Genomic DNA, 21,150 nt, shown 5'->3' with positions numbered 1-21,150 from the left:
TGGCCTCCTTGAAAAACGGATTTGGGGGTGTGGGGGGCGGGTGCAGGCACCCGCCGCACCATTATGCGTATTTCGCCTGGATCTCTTCGGACAGGTTCTGCGGAACCGGATCGTAGTGATCAAACTGCATCGTGAACTGGGCACGGCCCGAAGACATGGACCGCAGCGTGTTGATGTAGCCGAACATGTTGGCCAGCGGCACCATTGCGTCGATGACGTTGGCGTTGCCGCGGCTGTCCTGACCCTGAACCATGCCACGACGGGACGTGAGGTCGCCGATGATGCCACCGGTATATTCCTCGGGCGTCACGACCTCGACCTTCATGATCGGTTCAAGCAGCTTGGCCCCTGCCTTGCGCATCCCTTCACGCATGCACATCCGTGCAGCGATTTCGAATGCCAGGACCGAGGAGTCCACGTCGTGGAACTTGCCGTCCAGCAGCTCGACCTTGAAGTCGATGACCGGGAAGCCTGCCAGCGGACCAGAGTCCATGACCGAACGGATACCCTTTTCGACGCCCGGAATGTATTCCTTGGGCACGGCACCGCCGACGATCTTGGATTCGAACGAATAACCTTCGCCCGGCTCTGTCGGCATGATGGCCAGCTTGACCTCACCGAACTGACCCGAACCACCCGACTGTTTCTTGTGGGTGTAGGTATGTTCGACGGCGTGACCGATGGTTTCACGATAGGCCACCTGCGGCGCACCGATGTTCGCCTCGACCTTGAACTCGCGCTTCATGCGGTCGACCAGAATGTCGAGGTGAAGTTCGCCCATGCCACGCATGATGGTCTGACCGGATTCGAAATCGGTTTCGACGCGGAAGGACGGATCCTCGGCAGCCAGACGTGCCAGTGCGATACCCATCTTTTCCTGGTCGGCCTTTGTCTTGGGCTCGACTGCGATCTCGATGACGGGCTCGGGGAAGGTCATCGTTTCCAGAACGACGGGGTCCTTTTCCGAACACAGGGTGTCACCGGTGGTGGTGTTCTTCAGACCACCCAGTGCGATGATGTCACCTGCAAAGGCTTCGTCGATCTCTTCACGCTGGATCGAGTGCATCATCATCATACGACCGACACGCTCTTTGTTCCCCTTGGTGGAGTTGAGCATGGCGTCGCCCTTTTTCAGCTGACCCGAATAGATCCGGGTAAACGTCAAGGAACCGACGAAGGGGTCGTTCATGATTTTGAATGCCAGTGCCGAGAACGGCATGTCATCATCGGCGCGACGCGGAATGTTACGTGTTTCCGTTTCGTCACCGGGCTTGAAGCCCATGTAATCGACCACGTCCAGCGGGCTGGGCAGATAGTCGACGACAGCGTTCAGCAGCGGCTGCACGCCTTTGTTCTTGAACGCGGAACCGGCCAGCACGGGCACGAACTTCATCGCCAGCGTACCCTTGCGGATCAGCTTGCGCAGCGTGTCCACGTCAGGCTCGACGCCGTCGAGGTAGGCCATCATGACCTCGTCGTCCATTTCCACGGCCTGCTCGACCAGAGCGGCGTGGTACTCGTCAGCGCGCTCCTTGTAGCTGTCGCGGATCGGCTGACGCACCCAGGATGCGCCCAGATCTTCGCCTGCGTAGACCCACTCTTCCATGGTCACGAGGTCGATGATGCCTTCGAGTTCGTTCTCTGCGCCGATCGGCAGCTGGATCGGTGCGGTTTTCGCACCAGTCCGGTCTTCGATCATGGCGACGCAGTTGTAGAAATCGGCACCGATCTTGTCCATTTTGTTCACGAACACGATGCGCGGCACCTTGTAGCGGTCAGCCTGACGCCACACGGTTTCAGTCTGGGGTTCGACACCGGCGTTGGCGTCAAGCACGCAGATCGCGCCGTCGAGAACGGCCAGCGAACGCTCGACTTCGATGGTGAAGTCCACGTGGCCGGGCGTGTCGATGATGTTCATCCGGTATTTTGTGTCGGACGTGCCGTCAGCGGTCGGATCTTCCTGACGCTGCCAGAAGGTCGTGGTCGCAGCAGAGGTGATCGTGATCCCGCGCTCTTGCTCCTGCTCCATCCAGTCCATCGTCGCGGCACCGTCGTGGACTTCGCCGATGTTGTGGGACTTGCCGGTGTAGTACAGGATGCGTTCGGAACAGGTCGTCTTGCCTGCGTCGATGTGCGCCATGATACCAAAGTTGCGGTAGCGCTCGAGTTTATAGTCGCGTGCCATTCTAGTGGTGCTCCTGAATTACCAGCGGTAGTGGCTGAACGCTTTGTTCGCGTCGGCCATCTTGTGGGTGTCTTCACGCTTTTTCACGGCCGTACCACGACCGTTGACGGCGTCCATCAGCTCGCCTGCAAGGCGCTCTTCCATGGTGTTCTCGTTGCGCTTTTTGGCAGCAGCGATCAGCCAGCGGATGGCCAGTGCCTCGCGGCGCTCGGGGCGGACTTCGACGGGCACCTGGTAGGTTGCACCACCGACGCGGCGCGAACGCACTTCGACAGAGGGTTTGATCAGCTCGAGGGACTCGTGAAAGACCTCGACGGGGGATTTCTTCAGCTTGGCTTCGACGCGATCGAATGCGTTGTAGACGATGCGCTCTGCGACGGCTTTCTTGCCGTCGATCATGAGGTTGTTCATGAACTTGGTCAGAACGGTATCGCCGAACTTGGCGTCGGGCAGAACTTCGCGTTTTTCAGCGGCGTGGCGACGTGACATGTGTGTTTCCTCTTGTTCGTTGACGGGCGAAGCGCCGGGCGGTCCCGGCGGCCCAAATGCTTACTTGGGACGCTTCGCGCCGTACTTGGAACGACGCTGCTTACGATCTTTGACGCCCTGGGTATCCAGAACACCGCGCAGGATGTGGTAACGCACACCGGGAAGGTCTTTTACACGACCGCCGCGGATCAGAACAACAGAGTGCTCCTGCAGGTTGTGGCTCTCACCGGGGATGTAGGAAATCACCTCGTAGCCGTTGGTCAGGCGGACCTTGGCGACCTTCCGCATAGCGGAGTTCGGTTTTTTCGGTGTGGTGGTGTACACGCGTGTGCAGACGCCGCGCTTTTGCGGGCAGCCTTCGAGGTGCATGGACTTGGAACGGTTGACTTTGGGCTGGCGCGGTTTGCGGATCAGCTGTTGGATCGTTGGCATGGGGCGGTTTTCCCTATTCTCTCACATGTGAGCGGGGTCTGGCCCCGCGGATTGACTTGGCATGCCCCGCACGTCTGCAAAGCACAAAAATTCCGCAGTCGAACCCTTACCGGAGGTTCGGTGCGGTGAGTATTCAGAGGAACAAGACAGCATTAGTCCGGTTCTTGACCACTACGACATTTGATATCGGATCTGGGGGGATTACCCCCTACCCGGATGCGCGCCGTATAGGGCCCGTGGCATGGGGTGTCAACAGTGGCGCCCCCGCTGCGCGAAGCCTCGCAAATCCTAGCGGATACGGTCGGGAATCGTGCGACGGCGCAGGTTCAACCGCTGTTCCCGGAACAATGTGAACAGACCCGTTGCAACAACGATTCCCGCGCCCACCAGCGTCAGGACGCGCGGCACCTCTCCAAAGACGGCAAATCCCAGGATCAAGGCAACCAGCAGGCTGACATAGCGAAACGGCGCGACAAAACTGATATCTCCGACACGCATCGCCGCCACCGAAAAGATGTAGCCAAATACGACGAAAATGGTGGCGCCGCCAATCTGTGCCACCGCCAGGCCCTGCACCGGCACCCATGCGACAAAGAAGCAGGCGACACCCGCACCCACGGTGACGCAGATCGCCGCGACAAGCGACACCAGCAGCGATGGCACCGACTTGTCCATTCGCCGCACGACGAGGTCACGCAGCGTGACGCAGGCCACCGAAAGCACCGCATAGACAGAGTAGAAATTGAAATCGGCACCGCCCGGCCTGACGATCAGCAATACACCGACGAATCCGATCAGGATCGCCACTAGCCGTCGCCAGCCAAGCGCCTCGCCAAGAAAGAGTGCGCCCGCCAGGCTCACCGTCAGCGGGAGTGCCTGCAAGATCGCGCTGGCTGCCGCGATGGGCATGTTGAACAGCGCCGTCAAAAAGAAATAGGCGGCGGCCAACTCTGCCAGGCCCCGGATCACGATCAGGACCCAGTCACGCCGGCTTTGTCTGAAATTCAATTGCCGCATAAGTGCAGCCATGATCGTCAGGCACGCAATGACGCCGATCCCCCGAAGGAAAATCGTCTGGAACAATGGCACCTGATCCGACAGCGCCTTGAGAAAGGTGTCGTTCACGGTGAATGCGAACATCGCACCCGTCATCAGCGCAGCACCGCGGATGTTGTCAGTCAATACCATAGGTCAAGCCGTAGCAGGCACGACTGAAGACTGCCAGACTTGCCGTGCTATTCCGGCTCCTTTGTCCAGACCGCCATCTCTGTGCCGCCGGGTGCCAGAAACTGGAAACGGCGCCCGCCCGGAAAGCTGAAGATGTCGACCGTGATCTTGGCCCCTGCCGCCTTGACGGCCGCCAGGCTGGCGTCGAGGTCGTTCGAATTGATGACCGGCAGAGGTGCGCGCAGCGTGCCGCGCTCGACACCACCGCCGATCCCCGCACCCTGAATATCAGCATAGTCAGGCCCATAGTCCACGAACGACCAGCCAAAGACATCGGCCATGAATTCCCGTGTTGCCTGCGGTTCGGGTGAAGTGAATTCCACGTAATCCAGTTGATGATGGGTCGTATCAGTCACGGCATCCTCCTTTGGCCTTGGGACAGCCTAGGATAAAACCGCATCGTCACAAACGCAAAAGGCCCCCGGTTTGCACCGGGGGCCTCCTTTACCGTCAGGACGGATTTTATTCGTCGCGGCTTTCGGGGGTGTCGACCACGATTGTGTCGAACTCGTCCCCACCGACCACATCGTCAGCCATCGGCTCTTGGACCGGGGCTGCCAGGGCTGCGGCCTGTTCGGCCTCTTCCCGGCGCGCCTCGATGACGACGTTGTCACGGTCGGATGCAATCTTGCGCATCCGGCTGGTCGCACCGCCTGTGCCGGCCGGGATCAGACGACCCACGATGACGTTCTCTTTCAGACCGACCAGCTTGTCACGCTTGCCCATGACCGAAGCCTCGGTCAGCACGCGCGTGGTTTCCTGGAACGACGCGGCAGAGATAAAGCTGCGGGTTTGCAGCGACGCCTTGGTGATGCCCAGCAGGATCGGTTCGCCCGTTGCCGGACGGCCGTTGCGCGAAATCGCCTTGGCGTTGGCTTCGTCGAACTCGGCCTTGTCCACGGTCTCGCCCTTCAGAAGAACGGTATCGCCGCTGTCCTGAATTTCCCACTTTTGCAGCATCTGACGCACGATGACTTCGATGTGCTTGTCGTTAATCTTCACACCCTGAAGACGGTAAACGTCCTGCACCTCGTCGATCATGTAATCGGCCAGCGCCTCGACACCCATAACCGCAAGAATGTCGTGCGGGGCCGGGTTGCCGTCCATGATGTAGTCACCCTTCTGGACAAAGTCGCCTTCGACCACCGGGATGTGCTTGCCCTTGGGCACCATGTACTCGACCTTCACATCCGGATCATCGGAGGATTCAATCGCGATGCGGCGCTTGTTCTTGTAGTCCTTGCCGAACCGGACATAGCCGTCGATTTCCGCGATGATGGCGTGATCCTTGGGGCGGCGTGCCTCAAAGAGTTCGGCCACACGCGGCAGACCACCGGTGATGTCCTTGGTTTTGGCACCCTCGCGCGGAATACGTGCAACCACGTCACCCGCCTGGATATCCTCACCGTCCTCGACGGACAGAACAGCGTCAACCGACATGGCATAGGACACGGGGTTGCCGTCATCCTTCATCACCGGTTCGCCGTTGGCGTCCGCGATAATGATTTTCGGTGCCAGCTCGTTGCCCTTGGGGGCCGCGCGCCAGTCGGACACGATGCGCTGCGTCATACCGGTTGCGTCATCGGTGTCCTCGCGGACAGCGATACCGTTGACCAGGTCCACATATTTCACGCGACCGGCCTTCTCGGCGATGATCGGCAGTGTGAACGGGTCCCATTCAAACAGCTTGTCGCCGCGGTGGATGTCCTGACCTTCGGTCACGAACACCTTGGAACCATAGCCGACCTTGTGGGTCGCCCGTTCCACGCCGTTGTCGTCCACGATCGCGATGACCATGTTCCGGCCCATGACAACCGAATCGCCTGCCGTGTTGTCCAGCAAGGACGCGTTGCGGAACTCGATCTTGCCGGGCTGGCTTGCCTCGAGGAACGACTGCTGGCCACCCTGTGCCACACCGCCGATGTGGAAGGTCCGCATCGTCAGCTGTGTACCGGGCTCACCGATGGACTGTGCCGCGATGATGCCGACAGCCTCGCCGATGTTGACGCGCGTACCACGGGCAAGGTCGCGCCCGTAGCAGGTTGCGCAAACGCCGTCTTCGGCTTCGCAGGTCAGTGGCGACCGGATCCGCATCTTGGCGATGGCGGCCATGTCGATCATGTCGGCCTTGCGTTCGTCGATCAGCTCGCCGGCTTCGACAAGCACCTCGTCCGTGCCGGGACGCAGAACGTCATCGGCGCTGACGCGACCCAGAACACGCTCGGCCAGAGAGGACACGACCTCACCGTCGTTCACGGCGGCTTCTGCCGTGATGGCACGCTCTGTTCCGCAGTCGATCTCGCGGATGATGCAGTCCTGTGCGACGTCCACCAGACGACGTGTCAGGTAACCCGAGTTCGCCGTTTTCAGCGCGGTATCCGACAGACCCTTGCGGGCACCGTGGGTCGAGTTGAAGTATTCAAGAACGGTCAGACCTTCCTTGAAGTTCGAGATGATCGGCGTCTCGATGATTTCGCCCGACGGCTTGGCCATCAGGCCGCGCATGCCGCCCAGCTGTTTCATCTGGGTGACAGAACCACGGGCACCGGAGTGCGCCATCATGTAGACCGAGTTCGGCTCGTTTTCGGCGCCAGCCTCGTTCCGACCGGTGGTCGAAATCGTGGTCATCATGGCGTCGGTGACCTTGTCGTTGGCTTTCGACCAGGCATCGACAACCTTGTTGTACTTTTCACCCTGGGTGATCAGGCCGTCCATGTACTGCTGTTCGAAATCCTTCACCAGGTCGCGCGTTTCATCAACAAGCGCCCATTTGGTGTCGGGCACGACCATGTCGTCCTTGCCAAAGGAAATACCGGCCTTGAACGCCTCGCGGAAGCCCATGGTCATGATCTGGTCACAGAAGATCACGGACTCTTTCTGGCCGCAGTAGCGGTAGACGGTGTCGATGACCTGCTGCACTTCTTTCTTGCGCAGCAGACGGTTCACCAGGCTGAAAGGTGCCTTGGCATTCAGCGGCAAGAGCGCACCCAGGCGCAGACGGCCCGGCGTGGTTTCAAACCGCTTGATGACCTCGTTACCTTCGTCGTCGATCTGGGCCATCCGGGCTTCGATCTTGGCGTGCAGGTGCACCTCACCAGAGGTCAGCGCATGCTCGACCTCGTCGATGTCGCTGAACGACATGCCTTCACCCTTCATGCCTTCGCGCATGATCGTGGTGTAGTAGAGACCCAGGATCATATCCTGCGACGGCACGATGATCGGTGCGCCGTTTGCAGGCGACAGCACGTTGTTCGTGGACATCATCAGAACGCGGGCTTCCAGCTGGGCCTCGAGGCTCAGCGGCACGTGAACGGCCATCTGGTCGCCGTCAAAGTCGGCGTTGAATGCCGAACAGACCAGCGGGTGCAGCTGGATCGCCTTGCCTTCGATCAGGACGGGTTCGAACGCCTGAATGCCCAGACGGTGCAGCGTGGGTGCACGGTTCAGCATGACGGGGTGTTCGCGGATGACCTCATCCAGGATGTCCCACACCTCGGGACGTTCCTTTTCCACCAGCTTCTTGGCCTGCTTGACCGTGGACGAAAGGCCCTTGGCCTCAAGCCGCGAGTAGATGAACGGCTTGAACAGTTCGAGCGCCATCTTTTTCGGCAAACCGCACTGGTGCAGCTTCAGTTCCGGACCGGTCACGATGACAGAACGGCCGGAAAAGTCGACGCGCTTGCCCAAAAGGTTCTGACGGAAACGACCCTGCTTGCCCTTGAGCATGTCAGACAGCGATTTCAACGGGCGCTTGTTGGCACCCGTGATCACGCGGCCACGACGACCGTTGTCGAACAATGCGTCAACGGATTCCTGCAACATCCGCTTTTCGTTGCGGACAATGATGTCAGGCGCGCGCAGTTCGATCAGACGCTTCAGACGGTTGTTGCGGTTGATGACCCGGCGATACAGGTCGTTCAGATCCGACGTTGCGAAACGACCACCATCCAGCGGCACCAGCGGGCGCAGTTCTGGCGGAATGACCGGAATGACTGTCATGACCATCCACTCCGGGCGGTTGCCAGAGTCGATGAAGTTCTCGACGATCTTCAGACGCTTGATGATCTTCTTGGGCTTCAGCTCGCCGGTTGCCTCTTTCAGATCAGCGCGCAGCTGCTCTGCCTCGGCGTCCAGATCGATCTGTGCCAACATCTCACGGATCGCTTCTGCACCGATGTTCGCCTGAAACGCGTCAACGCCGTAAGCGTCCTGCGCATCGTTGAACTCTTCTTCGGTCATCAGCTGACCATAGGTGAGGTCGGTCAGACCCGGTTCGATTACGACGTAGTTTTCGAAATACAGGATGCGTTCCAGATCGCGCAGCGTCATGTCCAGCATCAGGCCGATGCGGGATGGGAGCGATTTCAGGAACCAGATGTGTGCCACGGGTGCAGCCAGCTCAATATGGCCCATCCGCTCGCGGCGAACCTTTTGCAGCGTGACTTCGACGCCGCACTTCTCGCAGACGACGCCGCGATATTTCATGCGCTTGTATTTGCCGCACAGGCATTCGTAGTCCTTGATCGGGCCAAAGATACGCGCGCAGAACAGACCGTCGCGTTCAGGCTTGAACGTGCGGTAGTTGATGGTCTCGGGCTTCTTGATCTCGCCAAAGGACCACGACAGGATCCGTTCCGGCGATGCCAGCGACACCTTGATTTCGTCAAACGTCTTGACCGGGGCAACCGGGTTGAACGGGTTGTTTGTCAGTTCCTGGTTCATCTTCAATTCCTTGAATTGGGGTGCGTAAGGGGGGCGTTGCCCGATTTTTCGCGAAAAATCGGCCGGGGCCGAAATTTCGCGAAATTTCGGAGCGGTTACTCGCCGTCCTCCGCATCCAGGAGTTCCATGTTGAGGCCGAGGCCCCGGACTTCTTTTACAAGCACGTTGAACGACTCGGGCACGCCGGCCTCAAAGTTGTCCTCGCCCTTGACGATGCTCTCGTAGACCTTGGTCCGGCCCGCGACGTCATCCGACTTCACCGTCAGCATCTCTTGCAGGGTGTATGCAGCGCCATAGGCTTCCAGTGCCCAGACCTCCATCTCACCAAAGCGCTGACCACCGAACTGCGCCTTACCACCCAGCGGCTGCTGCGTGACGAGCGAGTACGGCCCCGTGGAACGGGCGTGGATCTTGTCGTCGACCAGGTGGTGCAGTTTCAGCAGGTATTTCACACCCACCGTCACCTTGCGGCTGAACTGCTCACCCGTGCGGCCATCGAACAGCACCGACTGACCGGATGTATCGAACCCGGCCCGCTTGAGGCTGTCGTTCACATCGGCCTCTTTTGCACCGTCAAAAACCGGCGTTGCGATCGGAACACCGCGCGTCACGTTGCCGGCAGCTTCGAGCATCTGGTCGTCGCCCATGCCCTCGAAACCTTCGTCATAGACGTCGTCGCCATAGGCGATCCGCAAGGCTTCCTTGACCGGGGTCATGTCACCGTTGCGGCGATATTCGTCCAGCGCCTCGTCCACCTGGATACCCAGACCGCGTGCGGCCCAGCCCATGTGGGTCTCGAGGATCTGACCGACGTTCATCCGCGACGGCACACCCAGCGGGTTCAGACAGAAGTCGACAGGTGTACCATCCGCAAGGAACGGCATGTCTTCCATCGGGACAACCTTTGAAATGACACCCTTGTTGCCGTGACGACCGGCCATCTTGTCGCCGGGCTGCAGCTTGCGCTTCACCGCGACAAAGACCTTGACCATTTTCATGACACCCGGCGGCAGATCGTCGCCACGACGGACCTTTTCGACCTTGTCCTCGAAACGTGCGTCCAGAGTGCGCTTTTGCACTTCGTACTGCTCGTTCAGCGCCTCGACGATCTGGGCATCGCCCTCGTCCTTGAGCGCCAGCTGCCACCACTGACCACGGGACAGACCGTCCAGCGTTTCTTCGGTCACGATGGTGCCGGACTTGATGCCCTTGGGACCTTTGACGACTTCCTTGCCGATGATCATGTCGTGCAGACGGGCGTAGATGTTGCGATCCAGGATCGCCAGCTCGTCGTCACGGTCACGGCTCAGGCGCTCGACCTCTTCGCGCTCGATCTGAAGCGCGCGCTCGTCCTTTTCCACGCCGTGGCGGTTGAACACGCGGACCTCGACGACCGTGCCGAAATCACCCGGCGGCAGACGCAGCGACGTGTCGCGCACATCGGACGCCTTTTCACCAAAGATGGCGCGCAGCAGTTTTTCTTCTGGCGTCATCGGGCTTTCGCCCTTGGGTGTGATCTTGCCGACCAGAATGTCTGCCGGACCAACCTCCGCACCGATGTAGACAACACCGGCTTCGTCGAGGTTGCGCAGCGCTTCTTCACCGACGTTGGGAATGTCGCGGGTGATTTCTTCTGGCCCAAGCTTCGTGTCACGGGCGGCGACTTCGAATTCCTCGATGTGGATCGAGGTGAACACGTCATCACGGGTGATCCGCTCGGAGATCAGAATCGAGTCCTCGTAGTTGTAACCATTCCACGGCATGAACGCGACGACCACGTTCTTGCCCAGTGCCAGTTCGCCCATATCGGTGCTGGGACCATCGGCGATCACTTCACCCTTTTGGACCTCGTCACCGACCTTCACCAGCGGACGCTGGTTGATGCAGGTGTTCTGGTTCGAACGCTGGAACTTGCGCATCCGGTAGATGTCGACGCCAGCGTCGCCCAGTTCCAGATCCGACGTGGCACGCACAACGATACGGGTCGCATCGACTTGGTCGATGATACCGGCACGTTTCGCCATGATCGCAGCGCCGGAATCACGGGCCACGACTTCTTCGATGCCGGTGCCGACCAGCGGTGCCTCGGCCTGCAACAGGGGCACGGCCTGACGTTGCATGTTCGAACCCATGAGCGCGCGGTTGGCGTCGTCGTTTTCCAGGAACGGAATGAGCGAGGCCGCAACCGACACCAGCTGTTTCGGCGATACGTCGATCAGATCGACGTTTTCGCGTGGGGACAGCGTATAGTCACCGTTCTTGCGCGTCGACACCAGTTCGTTGGCAAAGCCACCGGCCTCGGTCAGGTTGGCGTTGGCCTGCGCCACGGTGTGACGCATTTCTTCGGTCGCGGACATGTATGACACGTCGTCCGTCACCTTGCCGTCCGTCACCTTGCGGTAGGGCGTTTCGATGAAGCCGTATTTGTTCACGCGGGCGAAGGTGGCCAGCGAGTTGATCAGACCGATGTTCGGGCCTTCTGGCGTCTCAATGGGGCACATCCGACCGTAGTGCGTCGGGTGCACGTCGCGCACCTCGAAACCGGCACGTTCGCGGGTCAGACCGCCCGGCCCCAGTGCGGACAGACGACGCTTGTGCGTGACTTCCGACAGGGGGTTGGTCTGGTCCATGAACTGCGACAGCTGCGAAGACCCGAAGAATTCGCGCACAGCCGCCGCGGCAGGCTTGGCGTTGATCAGATCCTGCGGCATGACCGTGTCGATTTCGACGCTGGACATGCGTTCCTTGATCGCGCGCTCCATGCGCAGCAGGCCGACGCGGTACTGGTTTTCCATCAGCTCGCCGACGGAACGGACGCGACGGTTGCCCAGGTGGTCGATGTCGTCGATGTCGCCCTTGCCGTCGCGCAATTCGACCAGCGCCTTGATGCAGGCGACGATGTCCTCGCGGCGCAGGGTGCGCTGCGTATCTTCGGCATCCAGGTCCAGACGCATGTTCATCTTGACCCGGCCAACAGCGGACAGGTCGTAACGTTCTGAATCAAAGAACAGCGTGTCGAACAGCGCACTTGCGGCATCGACGGTCGGCGGCTCGCCGGGGCGCATGACGCGGTAGATATCCATGAGCGCGGTTTCACGGTTCATGTTCTTGTCGGCGGCCATCGTGTTGCGCATGTATGCGCCCACGTTGATGTTATCGATATCCAGCACCGGGATCGTATCGACGCCAGCGTCGACCAATTCCTTGAGCGTACCGCCGATCACGTCGCCGGCCTTGTCCATTTCCAGCGTCAGCTCGTCACCGGCCTCGACAAAGATGGCACCAGTGTCTTCGTCGATGATGTCGCGTGCGACGAATTTGCCGACGATGTGCTGATAGGGAACCAGCAGGTCCGTGACGCTGCCGTCTTCGATCAGTTTCTTGACGGTACGGGGCGTGACCTTTTCACCGGCCTTGGCGATGACTTCGCCGGTTTTGGCGTCGATCAGGTCATAGGTCGGGCGTGTGCCACGCACACGCTCTGGAAAGAACTTGGTCGTCCAGGCGTTGGCCTTCTTGTCGAGGTGGAAATCGACGGTGTTGTAATAGGCGTCCATGATCGCTTCTTGATCAAGGCCCAGCGAATACAGCAGAGTCGTCACCGGCAGCTTGCGGCGACGGTCGATCCGGCAGAACACCAGATCCTTGGCGTCGAATTCAAAGTCGAGCCAGGAGCCGCGGTAGGGGATGATACGGCAGGCGAACAACAGCTTGCCCGAGCTGTGGGTCTTGCCCTTGTCGTGGTCAAAGAAAACGCCCGGCGAGCGGTGCATCTGGGAAACGATCACACGCTCGGTGCCGTTCACGATGAACGTCCCGTTCTGGGTCATCAGGGGCATGTCGCCCATGAAAACGTCCTGTTCCTTGATGTCCTTGACGGACTTTGCACCCGTATCTTCGTCTACATCAAACACGATCAGGCGCAGCGTCACCTTCAGCGGTGCGCTGTAGGTCATGTCGCGCTGCTGACACTCTTCGACGTCGTACTTGGGCTTTTCCAGCTCGTACTTGACGAATTCGAGAACCGCAGTCTCGTTGAAGTCCTTGATCGGGAAAACCGACTGGAAGACACCCATGATGCCTTCGCCGTCCAGCGGCGTCGGGCTGTCGCCGGACCGCAGGAACAGATCATAGGAAGATTTCTGAACCTCGATGAGGTTCGGCATTTCGAGAACTTCGCGAATTTTGCCGTAGTACTTACGCAGGCGCTTCTGGCCGAGGAAGGAGGAAGCCATGTGTGGTGTCACCTTATCTGTCTGTCGCACCTCGTTCCGCCCGGGCCGCGGGACGGATGCTTATGACCGGGAGCAAGCGATCTATTCCTGGCCTTCGTCCCACCGAAGACCTCTCGATCACCTCACCTACCCAAAAGGGGGGTCAATTGCGTTGACCACCCTTTAAGACAGGTGCGGCTGGACCTGCGCAGGGGCAGGTCCAGCCTTGTTCTTTGGTGCGGGCGAACCCGCAAACCGGCTTAGGCCAGCTCGACTTCGGCGCCAGCTGCTTCCAGCTTTGCCTTGATCTCTTCGGCTTCTGCCTTGGACGCGCCTTCTTTGACTTTGCCGCCAGCTTCGACCAGGTCCTTGGCTTCTTTCAGGCCCAGACCGGTGATGCCGCGCACTTCTTTGATCACGTTGATCTTCTGTGCGCCGGCGTTCTTAAGAACGACGTCGAATTCAGTCTTTTCTTCAGCAGCTGCGCCGGCGTCGCCAGCGGGGCCTGCCATCATCACAGCGCCGCCAGCGGCGGGCTCGATGCCATACTCGTCCTTGAGGATGGTTTTCAGTTCTTGTGCTTCGAGCAGGGTCAGACCAACGATCTCTTCTGCCAGTTTCTTCAGATCAGCCATTTGACTTCTTTCCGTTTACTTAAGTGTGTTCCAACGTCAGGGCGTTCAAGCCCCAAGGCGGCTCAGGTTGCTTATGCAGCTTTCTCTTCGATGGTCGAAAGAATGCTCGCGATGTTCGAAGCAGGCGCGCCAATGGCCCCGGCGATGTTGCTGGCAGGTGCCCCGATGCAACCCACGATGGAAGCAATAAGCTCCTCGCGGCTTGGCATCCCGGCAACGGCTTTCACACCGGCTGGATCCAATGCGTTCTCGCCCATTGCACCACCCAGAATGACAAGCTTGTCATTCTTTTTGGCGTAATCGTCGACCACCTTTGCCGCAGCAACGGGGTCTTCGGAATAGGCAAGAACCGTCATCCCTGTCAGGTACTCAGCAATAGATGCGCTGGGTTTGCCTTCGAGGGCGATCTTGGCGAGCTTGTTCTTGGCAACGCGTACGGACCCGCCTGCATCACGCATGGATGCGCGCAGGTCCTGCATTTCGGCAACTGTCATGCCTTCGTAGTGGGCAACCACAACGACGCCAGAGCTTTCAAAGATCTGGCCGAGCTCTTCGACCAGTTTTTCTTTTTGTGCTCTATCCACAGTTTCACTCCAAATTTGGGGGTTTCCCCCCGGCTCAATTTTGCCGCGCGGCGAACCGCCCGACAGTCGAGGTCCGCAATCACGGGATGAGCCGGGTAAAACCGAGGAGAGCCTCAGCCGATCCGGTCGTAACCCGCCTCAGGCAGGAATTAACGGCCACAGGCCAACCCACCGTCTCGGACGAAACAAAACAGCGCACGACGAATCATGCGCTGCGTTGCTACGCACTCTTTAGGGCTGGGACAGTGAAAAGGAAACCCCTATGCGTGGATTATCGCCTAACGGACAGATCACGTCAGGTTGACATCATACCGACGCTGGACCTTGCCCCCATCGGCAGGCACAGCATCTTCTGCCGCATACGCTTCGGAGTGCTATCTCACATGGACCTGACCGCACTGTCACGTGAATTCGTCACATTGTTCGTTCTCGTCGATCCGATCGGGTCGATCCCGGTATTCCTGTTCGCTGTATCAGCCGTGCCGCGCAAGCTGCATCGACGGTTCGCGATGCGGGCCACCTTGATTGCCGGACTGGTGCTGTTCGGGTTCCTCGTCCTGGGGCAGTTGGCTCTAGAGGCGATCGGCCTCGACCTTGGATCGTTCCAGATTGCAGGCGGGATCGTGCTGTTCCTGTTCGCGCTGACGATGATCTTTGGCGACACCAAATCAGACACGGAAATCGAAGAGGCCGAAAAACATCGCGATCATTTGGCGGGTGCCGTGTTTCCGCTGGCGATGCCATCCATCGCGTCGCCGGGTGCGATGCTGGGGATCGTGGTCCTGACAGACAACCGCACGCAAACCCTGCCTGAACAGGCGATTACTGCGGGCCTGTTGTTGCTGGTGCTGATCGTGACCCTGATCTGCATGTTCGCGGCGACCTACATTTTTCGCCTGATCGGGCATACCGGCATCAGCGTGATCAGCCGCGTCATGGGAATCATCCTGGCGACAATCGCGGTCGATGCCGTGCTCGTCGGGCTGGAATCGCTGGGGCTGTTCGAGATCAGTCCGACAGCCATCCCCGCCTCCTGAAACGCAAAAGGGCGGCCCGTCACCGGGCCGCCCTTTCGTCAGAAAGACATTTGTTTAGACGTTGCCAGTCGCCGATGCGACGTCAACCGAAACGCCCGGACCCATGGTCGAGGTCAAGGAGACCTTTTTCATGTAGGTGCCTTTTGCGCCGGTCGGCTTGGCCTTGGACACGGCCTCGACAAACGCCTTCAGGTTTTCTTCGATTGCCTTGGCGTCAAAGCTGGCCTTGCCGATACCGGCGTGAACCACACCGGCTTTTTCGGCCTTGAACTGGACCTGACCGCCCTTGGCGTCCTCGACAGCCTGCTTGACGTCAGGCGTGACGGTGCCGACGCGCGGGTTCGGCATCAGGTTGCGCGGGCCCAGAATCTTGCCCAGACGACCAACGATACCCATCATGTCAGGGGTCGCGATGCAGCGGTCAAAGTTGATGTTGCCAGCTTGAATCTGTTCCATCAGGTCTTCTGCGCCAACGACGTCCGCACCGGCTGCCTTTGCCTCGTCTGCCTTTTCGCCACGGGCGAACACGGCGACGCGGACGGTTTTACCAGTGCCGTTCGGCAGCGTGACCGTGCCACGGACCATCTGGTCGGCATGACGGGGGTCAACACCCAGAACCATCGAGATTTCGATCGTCTCGTCGAACTTTGCGTTGGCGTTGCTCTTCACGAGCGACACGGCTTCGGCGACGGATACGTTCACCTTGCCTTCGAAATTGCTGCGGGCTGCCGCAGTACGCTTACCGACTTTTGCCATTACTTCACCTCGACGCCCATAGAGCGAGCAGAGCCCGCGATGATCAGCATTGCGCCCTCGATCGAGGTCGCGTTCAGGTCTTTCATCTTGGCTTCGGCGATTTCACGCACCTGCTTGGCGTTGATGGAACCTGCGCTTGCCTTGCCGGGGGTTTTCGAACCCGAGGACAGCTTGGCAGCTTTCTTGATGTAATAGGACGCGGGCGGCGTCTTGATTTCCATCGAGAACGACTTGTCCGCATAATACGTGATTACGGTCGGGCAAGGTGCGTCCTTTTCCATGTCGGCTGTCTTGGCGTTGAACGCCTTGCAGAATTCCATGATGTTGATGCCGCGCTGACCCAATGCGGGACCGACGGGCGGGCTGGGCTTTGCATTGCCGGCCGGAACCTGCAACTTCAGCGTGCCTACGACTTTCTTGGCCATGTGGCCTCTCCTTTTTTCAGCGGCGAGGCTAACCCCACCCTACAACGCCCCGTGATGGGGCAACTTGCCGTGGTTGGCCGCGTGCGGCTCCCACGTCTGACGCACTCAGCCCTGCTTGGAGACCTGAGTGAATTCCAACTCGACCGGGGTGGCCCGGCCAAAGATCGACACCGTCACCTTGAGGCGCTGGTGCTCTTCGTCGACCTCTTCGACCATGCCGTCGAAGTCCTCGAAGGGACCGTCGTTGACCTTGACCTTTTCGCCGATCTCGAAATGGATCAGCGTCCGCGGGCTGTCTTCGCCCTCTTGGACGCGACCCAGGATGGCCTGCACTTCGGCGTCACGCATCGGCATCGGACGCCCCTGCGGGCCAAGGAAGCCGGTTACGCGGTTGATCGAGTTCACAAGGTGATAGGCCTCGTCCGACAGTTCCATGTGCACCAGCACGTAGCCGGGCATGAAACGACGTTCGGTCGTGACCTTCTTGTTGCGGCGGATCTCGATGACCTCTTCGGTCGGAACCAGAACCTCGTCGATCTGATCCTCCAGACCCTGTTCCTGTGCCTTCTGGCGAATCTGCTCTGCGATCTTTTTCTCGAAGTTCGACAGAACGCTAACCGAATACCAACGTTTCGCCATGTTCCTCGTCACCTCGTGTTCGCGGCGCCGCGCATGCGCCGCCAATGATCAAAATTCCCGGATGATCCGCGCCACCCGTCGGGACAATAAATTTTGGCGTGCAACTCGATTCGCCGCACGCCATCCCGGTCGTTCGGCCGCTCTTACCGCCCGAATGTCGTGAATTCAAGGGCCGGGGTGCAGTTTCTACACCCCCGCAGCCTAGCTGCCAAAGTAGGTCAGAATGACCTGCAAGCCCTGACGAATGCCCAAATCGACAAGACTGAAGAACGTCGCCATCAGTGCCGCCATGATGAAAACCATGATGGTCGTCAGCACAACCTCGCGACGCGTGGGCCAGACGACCTTGGCGATTTCAGCGCGAGTCTCGTTGATGAACTTGACGGGGTTGGTGGCCATGAGCGCGTTTCCTGACGGTTAGACCCGTGCGACATACGCTGTGGCGCGGTTCAGTTCAACCCTGTGGACGCAGCAGTGTCACGCCGTCCATGATGTCCAGTGCCGCAATCTGCGCCTGATAGAACTCGGACGACAGAAGGCGTTCTTCGCGGTCGTATGCCTGATAGGCCGGACGCGTGGGACCGATCGGGAATTCCGTCCGTGCCAGATGCGCCAGCGGACCATCTTGACCTGCGCTGCGCATCTCCAGCACGTGCTGGACGGCCGCCTGAGACAGACCCGGATTGACCAACCGACGGATCGGGACGACATGCCGCGCGGCATCGCCCAGCATCACGTGCAGGATCTGGTCGGTCAGCAGATGATAGTCTTCTTGCCGCCAGACCGTGATGTTGCAGACCCCCGGCGTCATGCGCAGCCGCGCCACCAGATCAGCCCAATCCACCAGACTAAGCGGATTTTGCTGCTTGAACTTGTTCACATGGATGAAATGACCCGCCAGAAACGCCTGACCGTAGGCCGAATTCAGAAAACCAGCGGGTTCGCGTACGCCCAGACAGACATCTATGCCCTGGGGCGCAATCTTGTGCGCCAAGGCCATCAGCCTCTCACCCGCGGTGGGATAGAGGGGCGCGGCAATCCGGTGCATCGGCCCGTCCGTGGACCGGTCGAACAGAACCCCGATATAGTTTTCCTCTGACAGCAAAAGCCGGTGGCCACCCTGCACCATCTCATCCAGCACCACGTCGCTGGGTCGCGGATCGGCATTGGATTTGCGCGGATTGAACGGCAGGTTGAACCGCGCCTCCAGCCGCTTGCCGGGCTGGCGCAGCGACTGCGGCCCGAAAAACTGGATTCCCGCCTCGGCCAGCTTGTCGCTGACGTTTCCGATCGAATGCTGCAAATGGGTCGTCGCTGTCTTGTGCGCGCCGATATGGAAAACGATGTCTGGCAGAGAATGGGACATGGTGCGTCACCTTTGGTGGACTGGCAGGGGCATGGAGACTCGAACTCCAGACCTACGGTTTTGGAGACCGTCGCTCTACCAACTGAGCTATACCCCTACGTCCGAATGACCACGTAGCCGAGGACCGCAGCAGGATCAAGAGGGGTTTGTCATCCATCGTCAGCCTTTGGGTTTGTGCAGCCCGATTGCCTGCGCATGGGTGACGTCATCCGCCTTTTGCTGTTCGGCCAGAATAGCGGTTTTCCACCCTTCATTGTGGATCACCGAGGCCGGTCGCGCTGCCTCTCGTTCGTAGAAATCCAGCAGATCCTCGACGTTTTCAAAATCCGAAAACGCCACAAGCAGTCGGTCGGCCAACCATTTCACTGGCAGTTGCAGCAGCGTTTCCGCCTTTTGGTAGTGGTAGCTCACGACATTGCGGATGGCCTGCGCCGTGATCTTGCCGGCCTTGTTCCATTTCACGTCAATCATGTTCAGCCGCAACCCGACCAATTCGACGGCAACCGGCAGGCTGATCTGATCCAATGTCGGATAGATGCCCCGCGCCAGCCGCTTGTTTTCGATCACCAGCGCAACATCACGCCAGATCGCACCGAATTCGGGGTCGTCATAGGCGACAAAACCAGCCGAGATGGATGGGCATGTGAACGTGCCGTCCGGGCGCGACATCCTGTTGCGCGGCAGGTCGAGGCCGACACTCGCATAGGCAGGTGCCCAATCCTGAGGCGTCGTTCCCCACATCCAGTTCCCCGTCGGTCGCCCCGATACGCAACCGGGCACGATGGTTTCCGACAGCCGTGCCGGTTGCAGCATGAACATGTCAGTATCGAACAGCATGGTCACATCTTCGGGCCGCGGATCGGCACAGGCATACAGCTTGTTCCCCTGCGGATAGGTCACCTCGAACCGCGGCGCGATCGGGCGCAGCACCACATCGTTTGCCTCGAAAAATCCAAGGGTGCGGGGGTGCAGTTGGTCGATCAGCGTTTCGCGACAATAGGCATAGAGCCGGATGTCATCGGTCGCAAAGGCGCGCAGCGACGCCGCCAGCAGTATAGCAGGCCATTCGTAGTGACCGGGTTCGACCATGAACACGGCAGCAACGGGTCGATCCGTGGGCTTGGACAAAAAACTGCTCCACTTTGATTTGTTTCAAATCTACGGGCCGATTGGGGCAAAAAACAGGCGAAATCGCAACCTTTCAGGCCCGACCCGGAACATCTTGCAAGGCTGGCCGTTGGTTCGCCAAGCAAATGAAAGGACGTGCCACATGGCAATGACCACACTGAAAGACATCTACCTCGATCAACTTCAGGATATCTGGAGTGCGAACACACAATCCCTTCAGATTGTGACCGAACTGGGCCGCGCGGCCAAGGACAAGGAGCTGTCCGAAGCGCTGATCGCGGGCGGCACCGGTATTTCCGACGGGATCGCCGCCATTGAACAGCTGTGCGCCGATCACGGCATCAAACCCAACGCAGAGCACTGCAAAGGCATGGAAGGTCTGGTGACCGAGGCACGTGCACACGGCCTGTCAAACGACATCGCTGACGCAGATGTCCGCGATGCCGCAATCATTCCGCAGTATCAGCGCATGGTGCATTACGCGCTTGCCGGTTACGGCACGCTGGTCGCCTTTGCCAATCGCCTCGGGCTGGATGGCGATGCGGCGGTGCTGCAAAAATGCCTGGATGACACCTATGACGGTGACCGTCGCATGACGCAGATCGCCACGACAGGCGGCGTCAACCAGGACGCCGTTGCCTGATCGCAATACGGATCGAACGTAAATTGGCCGCCCCGTCATAGGGGCGGCTTTTTCGTGTTCAGCCCGCCGCGCGCGCCTGCGCCCGCCGGCGCTCTGCCGCCTTGAACCGCTGAGTGCGCAGCTCCGAATCCAGTTCCAACGCCGGGATAGCAAAGGGCCTGCCCGCATCATCCACCGCGACCATCGTAAAGTAGCAGGAATTCGTATGCCTGCGCGTGCCTGCGCGAATATCCTCGGCCTCGACCCTGATCCCGATTTCCATGGAGGTTCGGCCCGCATAGTTCACGCTGGCACGGAAAGTGACCAATTCGCCCACTGAAATCGGCTCCTTGAAAACGACCCGGTCCACCGACAGCGTCACGGCATATTGCCCTGAATAGCGGGACGCGCAGGAAAACGCGACACGGTCCAACAGGTTCAGCAATGCGCCGCCATGCACCTTGCCACTGAAATTCGCCATGTCCGGCGTCATCAGCACGGTCATCTCCAACATGCGGCGATCCATCGGCCTATCCTCTTGCTGTTGTCCGGACAATCATGAAGCAACCCACAGTCAAGCAAAAGGCCGCCTCCTTTCGGGGGCGGCCTTTCGAATGTGTGTCGCTGCGGGCGGTGCCCGCGGTGCGGCTTATTCGACGATCTTGGACACCACGCCAGCGCCGACGGTA

18 protein-coding genes and 1 tRNA gene are annotated in these 21,150 nt (G+C 59.7%); 2 read left to right on the top strand and 17 right to left on the bottom strand.

The features are described 5' to 3' along the window. Positions 1-61: 61 nt before the first annotated feature. The 9 genes from fusA to rplJ all read right to left on the bottom strand — a co-directional run bounded on the left by fusA (position 62) and on the right by rplJ (position 14,488). A complete protein-coding gene (gene fusA, locus AN189_RS18350) occupies positions 62-2,185 on the bottom strand; it encodes an elongation factor G (RefSeq protein WP_056039546.1) in 2,124 nt (707 codons plus the stop codon). 18 nt (positions 2,186-2,203) lie between these two features. Continuing rightward, positions 2,204-2,674, bottom strand: coding sequence for a 30S ribosomal protein S7 (gene rpsG, locus AN189_RS18345; RefSeq protein ID WP_056039544.1), 471 nt, complete (start codon positions 2,672-2,674; stop codon positions 2,204-2,206). A 60-nt stretch (positions 2,675-2,734) separates the two neighbouring features. Beyond that, the gene (gene rpsL / locus AN189_RS18340) at positions 2,735-3,106 is read right to left on the bottom strand and encodes a 30S ribosomal protein S12 (RefSeq protein WP_056039541.1); all 372 of its coding nucleotides are present in this window, start codon (positions 3,104-3,106) and stop codon (positions 2,735-2,737) included. Between the two features lie 288 nt (positions 3,107-3,394). Further along, complete coding sequence (locus tag AN189_RS18335) at positions 3,395-4,294, bottom strand: DMT family transporter (RefSeq protein WP_056039538.1); 900 nt, start codon at positions 4,292-4,294, stop codon at positions 3,395-3,397. Positions 4,295-4,341: 47 nt separating this feature from the next. Continuing rightward, positions 4,342-4,689 carry a VOC family protein gene (locus AN189_RS18330; RefSeq protein ID WP_172794953.1) on the bottom strand — a complete coding sequence of 116 codons (348 nt, stop codon included), beginning with the start codon at positions 4,687-4,689 and terminating at the stop codon, positions 4,342-4,344. 106 nt (positions 4,690-4,795) lie between these two features. After that, complete coding sequence (gene rpoC, locus AN189_RS18325) at positions 4,796-9,055, bottom strand: DNA-directed RNA polymerase subunit beta' (protein ID WP_056039535.1); 4,260 nt, start codon at positions 9,053-9,055, stop codon at positions 4,796-4,798. A gap of 95 nt (positions 9,056-9,150) precedes the next feature. Further along, positions 9,151-13,290, bottom strand: coding sequence for a DNA-directed RNA polymerase subunit beta (gene rpoB, locus AN189_RS18320; protein WP_056039532.1), 4,140 nt, complete (start codon positions 13,288-13,290; stop codon positions 9,151-9,153). Between the two features lie 239 nt (positions 13,291-13,529). Continuing rightward, a complete protein-coding gene (gene rplL, locus AN189_RS18315) occupies positions 13,530-13,904 on the bottom strand; it encodes a 50S ribosomal protein L7/L12 (protein WP_056039529.1) in 375 nt (124 codons plus the stop codon). 71 nt (positions 13,905-13,975) lie between these two features. Beyond that, positions 13,976-14,488 (bottom strand): 50S ribosomal protein L10, encoded by a 513-nt coding sequence (gene rplJ / locus AN189_RS18310; RefSeq protein ID WP_056039528.1) that lies wholly within the window; start codon positions 14,486-14,488, stop codon positions 13,976-13,978. A gap of 383 nt (positions 14,489-14,871) precedes the next feature. Here rplJ and AN189_RS18305 point away from each other — a divergent pair, with 383 nt between their 5' ends. Next, complete coding sequence (locus AN189_RS18305) at positions 14,872-15,525, top strand: MarC family protein (protein ID WP_056039523.1); 654 nt, start codon at positions 14,872-14,874, stop codon at positions 15,523-15,525. Between the two features lie 54 nt (positions 15,526-15,579). On the opposite strand, the gene rplA is transcribed toward AN189_RS18305, so the two are convergent. The 7 genes from rplA to AN189_RS18270 form a co-directional block, all read right to left on the bottom strand. Further along, positions 15,580-16,281 carry a 50S ribosomal protein L1 gene (rplA, locus tag AN189_RS18300; RefSeq protein WP_056039520.1) on the bottom strand — a complete coding sequence of 234 codons (702 nt, stop codon included), beginning with the start codon at positions 16,279-16,281 and terminating at the stop codon, positions 15,580-15,582. After that, positions 16,281-16,706, bottom strand: a complete 426-nt coding sequence (gene rplK / locus AN189_RS18295; protein WP_056039517.1) for a 50S ribosomal protein L11 — start codon at positions 16,704-16,706, stop codon at positions 16,281-16,283. The genes rplA and rplK overlap by 1 nt, the downstream gene beginning before the upstream one ends. A 105-nt stretch (positions 16,707-16,811) precedes the next feature. Next, the gene (gene nusG, locus AN189_RS18290) at positions 16,812-17,345 is read right to left on the bottom strand and encodes a transcription termination/antitermination protein NusG (RefSeq protein WP_056039550.1); all 534 of its coding nucleotides are present in this window, start codon (positions 17,343-17,345) and stop codon (positions 16,812-16,814) included. A 201-nt stretch (positions 17,346-17,546) separates the two neighbouring features. Beyond that, complete coding sequence (secE, locus tag AN189_RS18285) at positions 17,547-17,744, bottom strand: preprotein translocase subunit SecE (protein WP_056039512.1); 198 nt, start codon at positions 17,742-17,744, stop codon at positions 17,547-17,549. Between the two features lie 55 nt (positions 17,745-17,799). Further along, positions 17,800-18,711 carry a hypothetical protein gene (locus tag AN189_RS18280; RefSeq protein ID WP_056039509.1) on the bottom strand — a complete coding sequence of 304 codons (912 nt, stop codon included), beginning with the start codon at positions 18,709-18,711 and terminating at the stop codon, positions 17,800-17,802. A 21-nt stretch (positions 18,712-18,732) separates the two neighbouring features. Then, a tRNA-Trp gene (locus tag AN189_RS18275) sits at positions 18,733-18,808 on the bottom strand. A gap of 62 nt (positions 18,809-18,870) precedes the next feature. Beyond that, positions 18,871-19,839 carry a hypothetical protein gene (locus AN189_RS18270; RefSeq protein WP_157057575.1) on the bottom strand — a complete coding sequence of 323 codons (969 nt, stop codon included), beginning with the start codon at positions 19,837-19,839 and terminating at the stop codon, positions 18,871-18,873. Between the two features lie 142 nt (positions 19,840-19,981). On the opposite strand from AN189_RS18270, the gene AN189_RS18265 reads away from it, so the two are divergent. Continuing rightward, positions 19,982-20,482 (top strand): ferritin-like domain-containing protein, encoded by a 501-nt coding sequence (locus AN189_RS18265; RefSeq protein WP_056039547.1) that lies wholly within the window; start codon positions 19,982-19,984, stop codon positions 20,480-20,482. 58 nt (positions 20,483-20,540) lie between these two features. Here AN189_RS18265 and AN189_RS18260 read toward each other — a convergent pair whose 3' ends face one another. After that, positions 20,541-20,987 (bottom strand): acyl-CoA thioesterase, encoded by a 447-nt coding sequence (locus AN189_RS18260; protein WP_056039502.1) that lies wholly within the window; start codon positions 20,985-20,987, stop codon positions 20,541-20,543. Positions 20,988-21,150 lie beyond the last annotated feature (163 nt).

It is taken from the genome of Loktanella sp. 3ANDIMAR09 (genome assembly GCF_001420005.1).
Classification (GTDB): Bacteria; Pseudomonadota; Alphaproteobacteria; order Rhodobacterales; family Rhodobacteraceae; genus Loktanella.
The sequence above is the reverse complement of the archived record's forward strand: the minus strand, read 5'-3'. Positions and strand labels throughout refer to the sequence as shown.

Excerpts from the sequence above, each read along its gene's own strand:
- rplA (WP_056039520.1), bottom strand. The coding sequence starts at position 16,281 with ATGGCAAAAGTCGGTAAGCGTACTGCGGCAGCCCGCAGCAATTTCGAA.
- AN189_RS18260 (WP_056039502.1), bottom strand. The coding sequence starts at position 20,987 with ATGGATCGCCGCATGTTGGAGATGACCGTGCTGATGACGCCGGACATG.
- rpoB (WP_056039532.1), bottom strand. The coding sequence starts at position 13,290 with ATGGCTTCCTCCTTCCTCGGCCAGAAGCGCCTGCGTAAGTACTACGGC.
- secE (WP_056039512.1), bottom strand. The coding sequence starts at position 17,744 with ATGGCCACCAACCCCGTCAAGTTCATCAACGAGACTCGCGCTGAAATC.
- rplL (WP_056039529.1), bottom strand. The coding sequence starts at position 13,904 with ATGGCTGATCTGAAGAAACTGGCAGAAGAGATCGTTGGTCTGACCCTG.
- AN189_RS18335 (WP_056039538.1), bottom strand. The coding sequence starts at position 4,294 with ATGGTATTGACTGACAACATCCGCGGTGCTGCGCTGATGACGGGTGCG.
- rpsL (WP_056039541.1), bottom strand. The coding sequence starts at position 3,106 with ATGCCAACGATCCAACAGCTGATCCGCAAACCGCGCCAGCCCAAAGTC.
- AN189_RS18305 (WP_056039523.1), top strand. The coding sequence starts at position 14,872 with ATGGACCTGACCGCACTGTCACGTGAATTCGTCACATTGTTCGTTCTC.
- rpsG (WP_056039544.1), bottom strand. The coding sequence starts at position 2,674 with ATGTCACGTCGCCACGCCGCTGAAAAACGCGAAGTTCTGCCCGACGCC.
- fusA (WP_056039546.1), bottom strand. The coding sequence starts at position 2,185 with ATGGCACGCGACTATAAACTCGAGCGCTACCGCAACTTTGGTATCATG.
- nusG (WP_056039550.1), bottom strand. The coding sequence starts at position 17,345 with ATGGCGAAACGTTGGTATTCGGTTAGCGTTCTGTCGAACTTCGAGAAA.
- rpoC (WP_056039535.1), bottom strand. The coding sequence starts at position 9,055 with ATGAACCAGGAACTGACAAACAACCCGTTCAACCCGGTTGCCCCGGTC.
- AN189_RS18280 (WP_056039509.1), bottom strand. The coding sequence starts at position 18,711 with ATGTCCCATTCTCTGCCAGACATCGTTTTCCATATCGGCGCGCACAAG.
- AN189_RS18265 (WP_056039547.1), top strand. The coding sequence starts at position 19,982 with ATGGCAATGACCACACTGAAAGACATCTACCTCGATCAACTTCAGGAT.
- rplK (WP_056039517.1), bottom strand. The coding sequence starts at position 16,706 with ATGGCCAAGAAAGTCGTAGGCACGCTGAAGTTGCAGGTTCCGGCCGGC.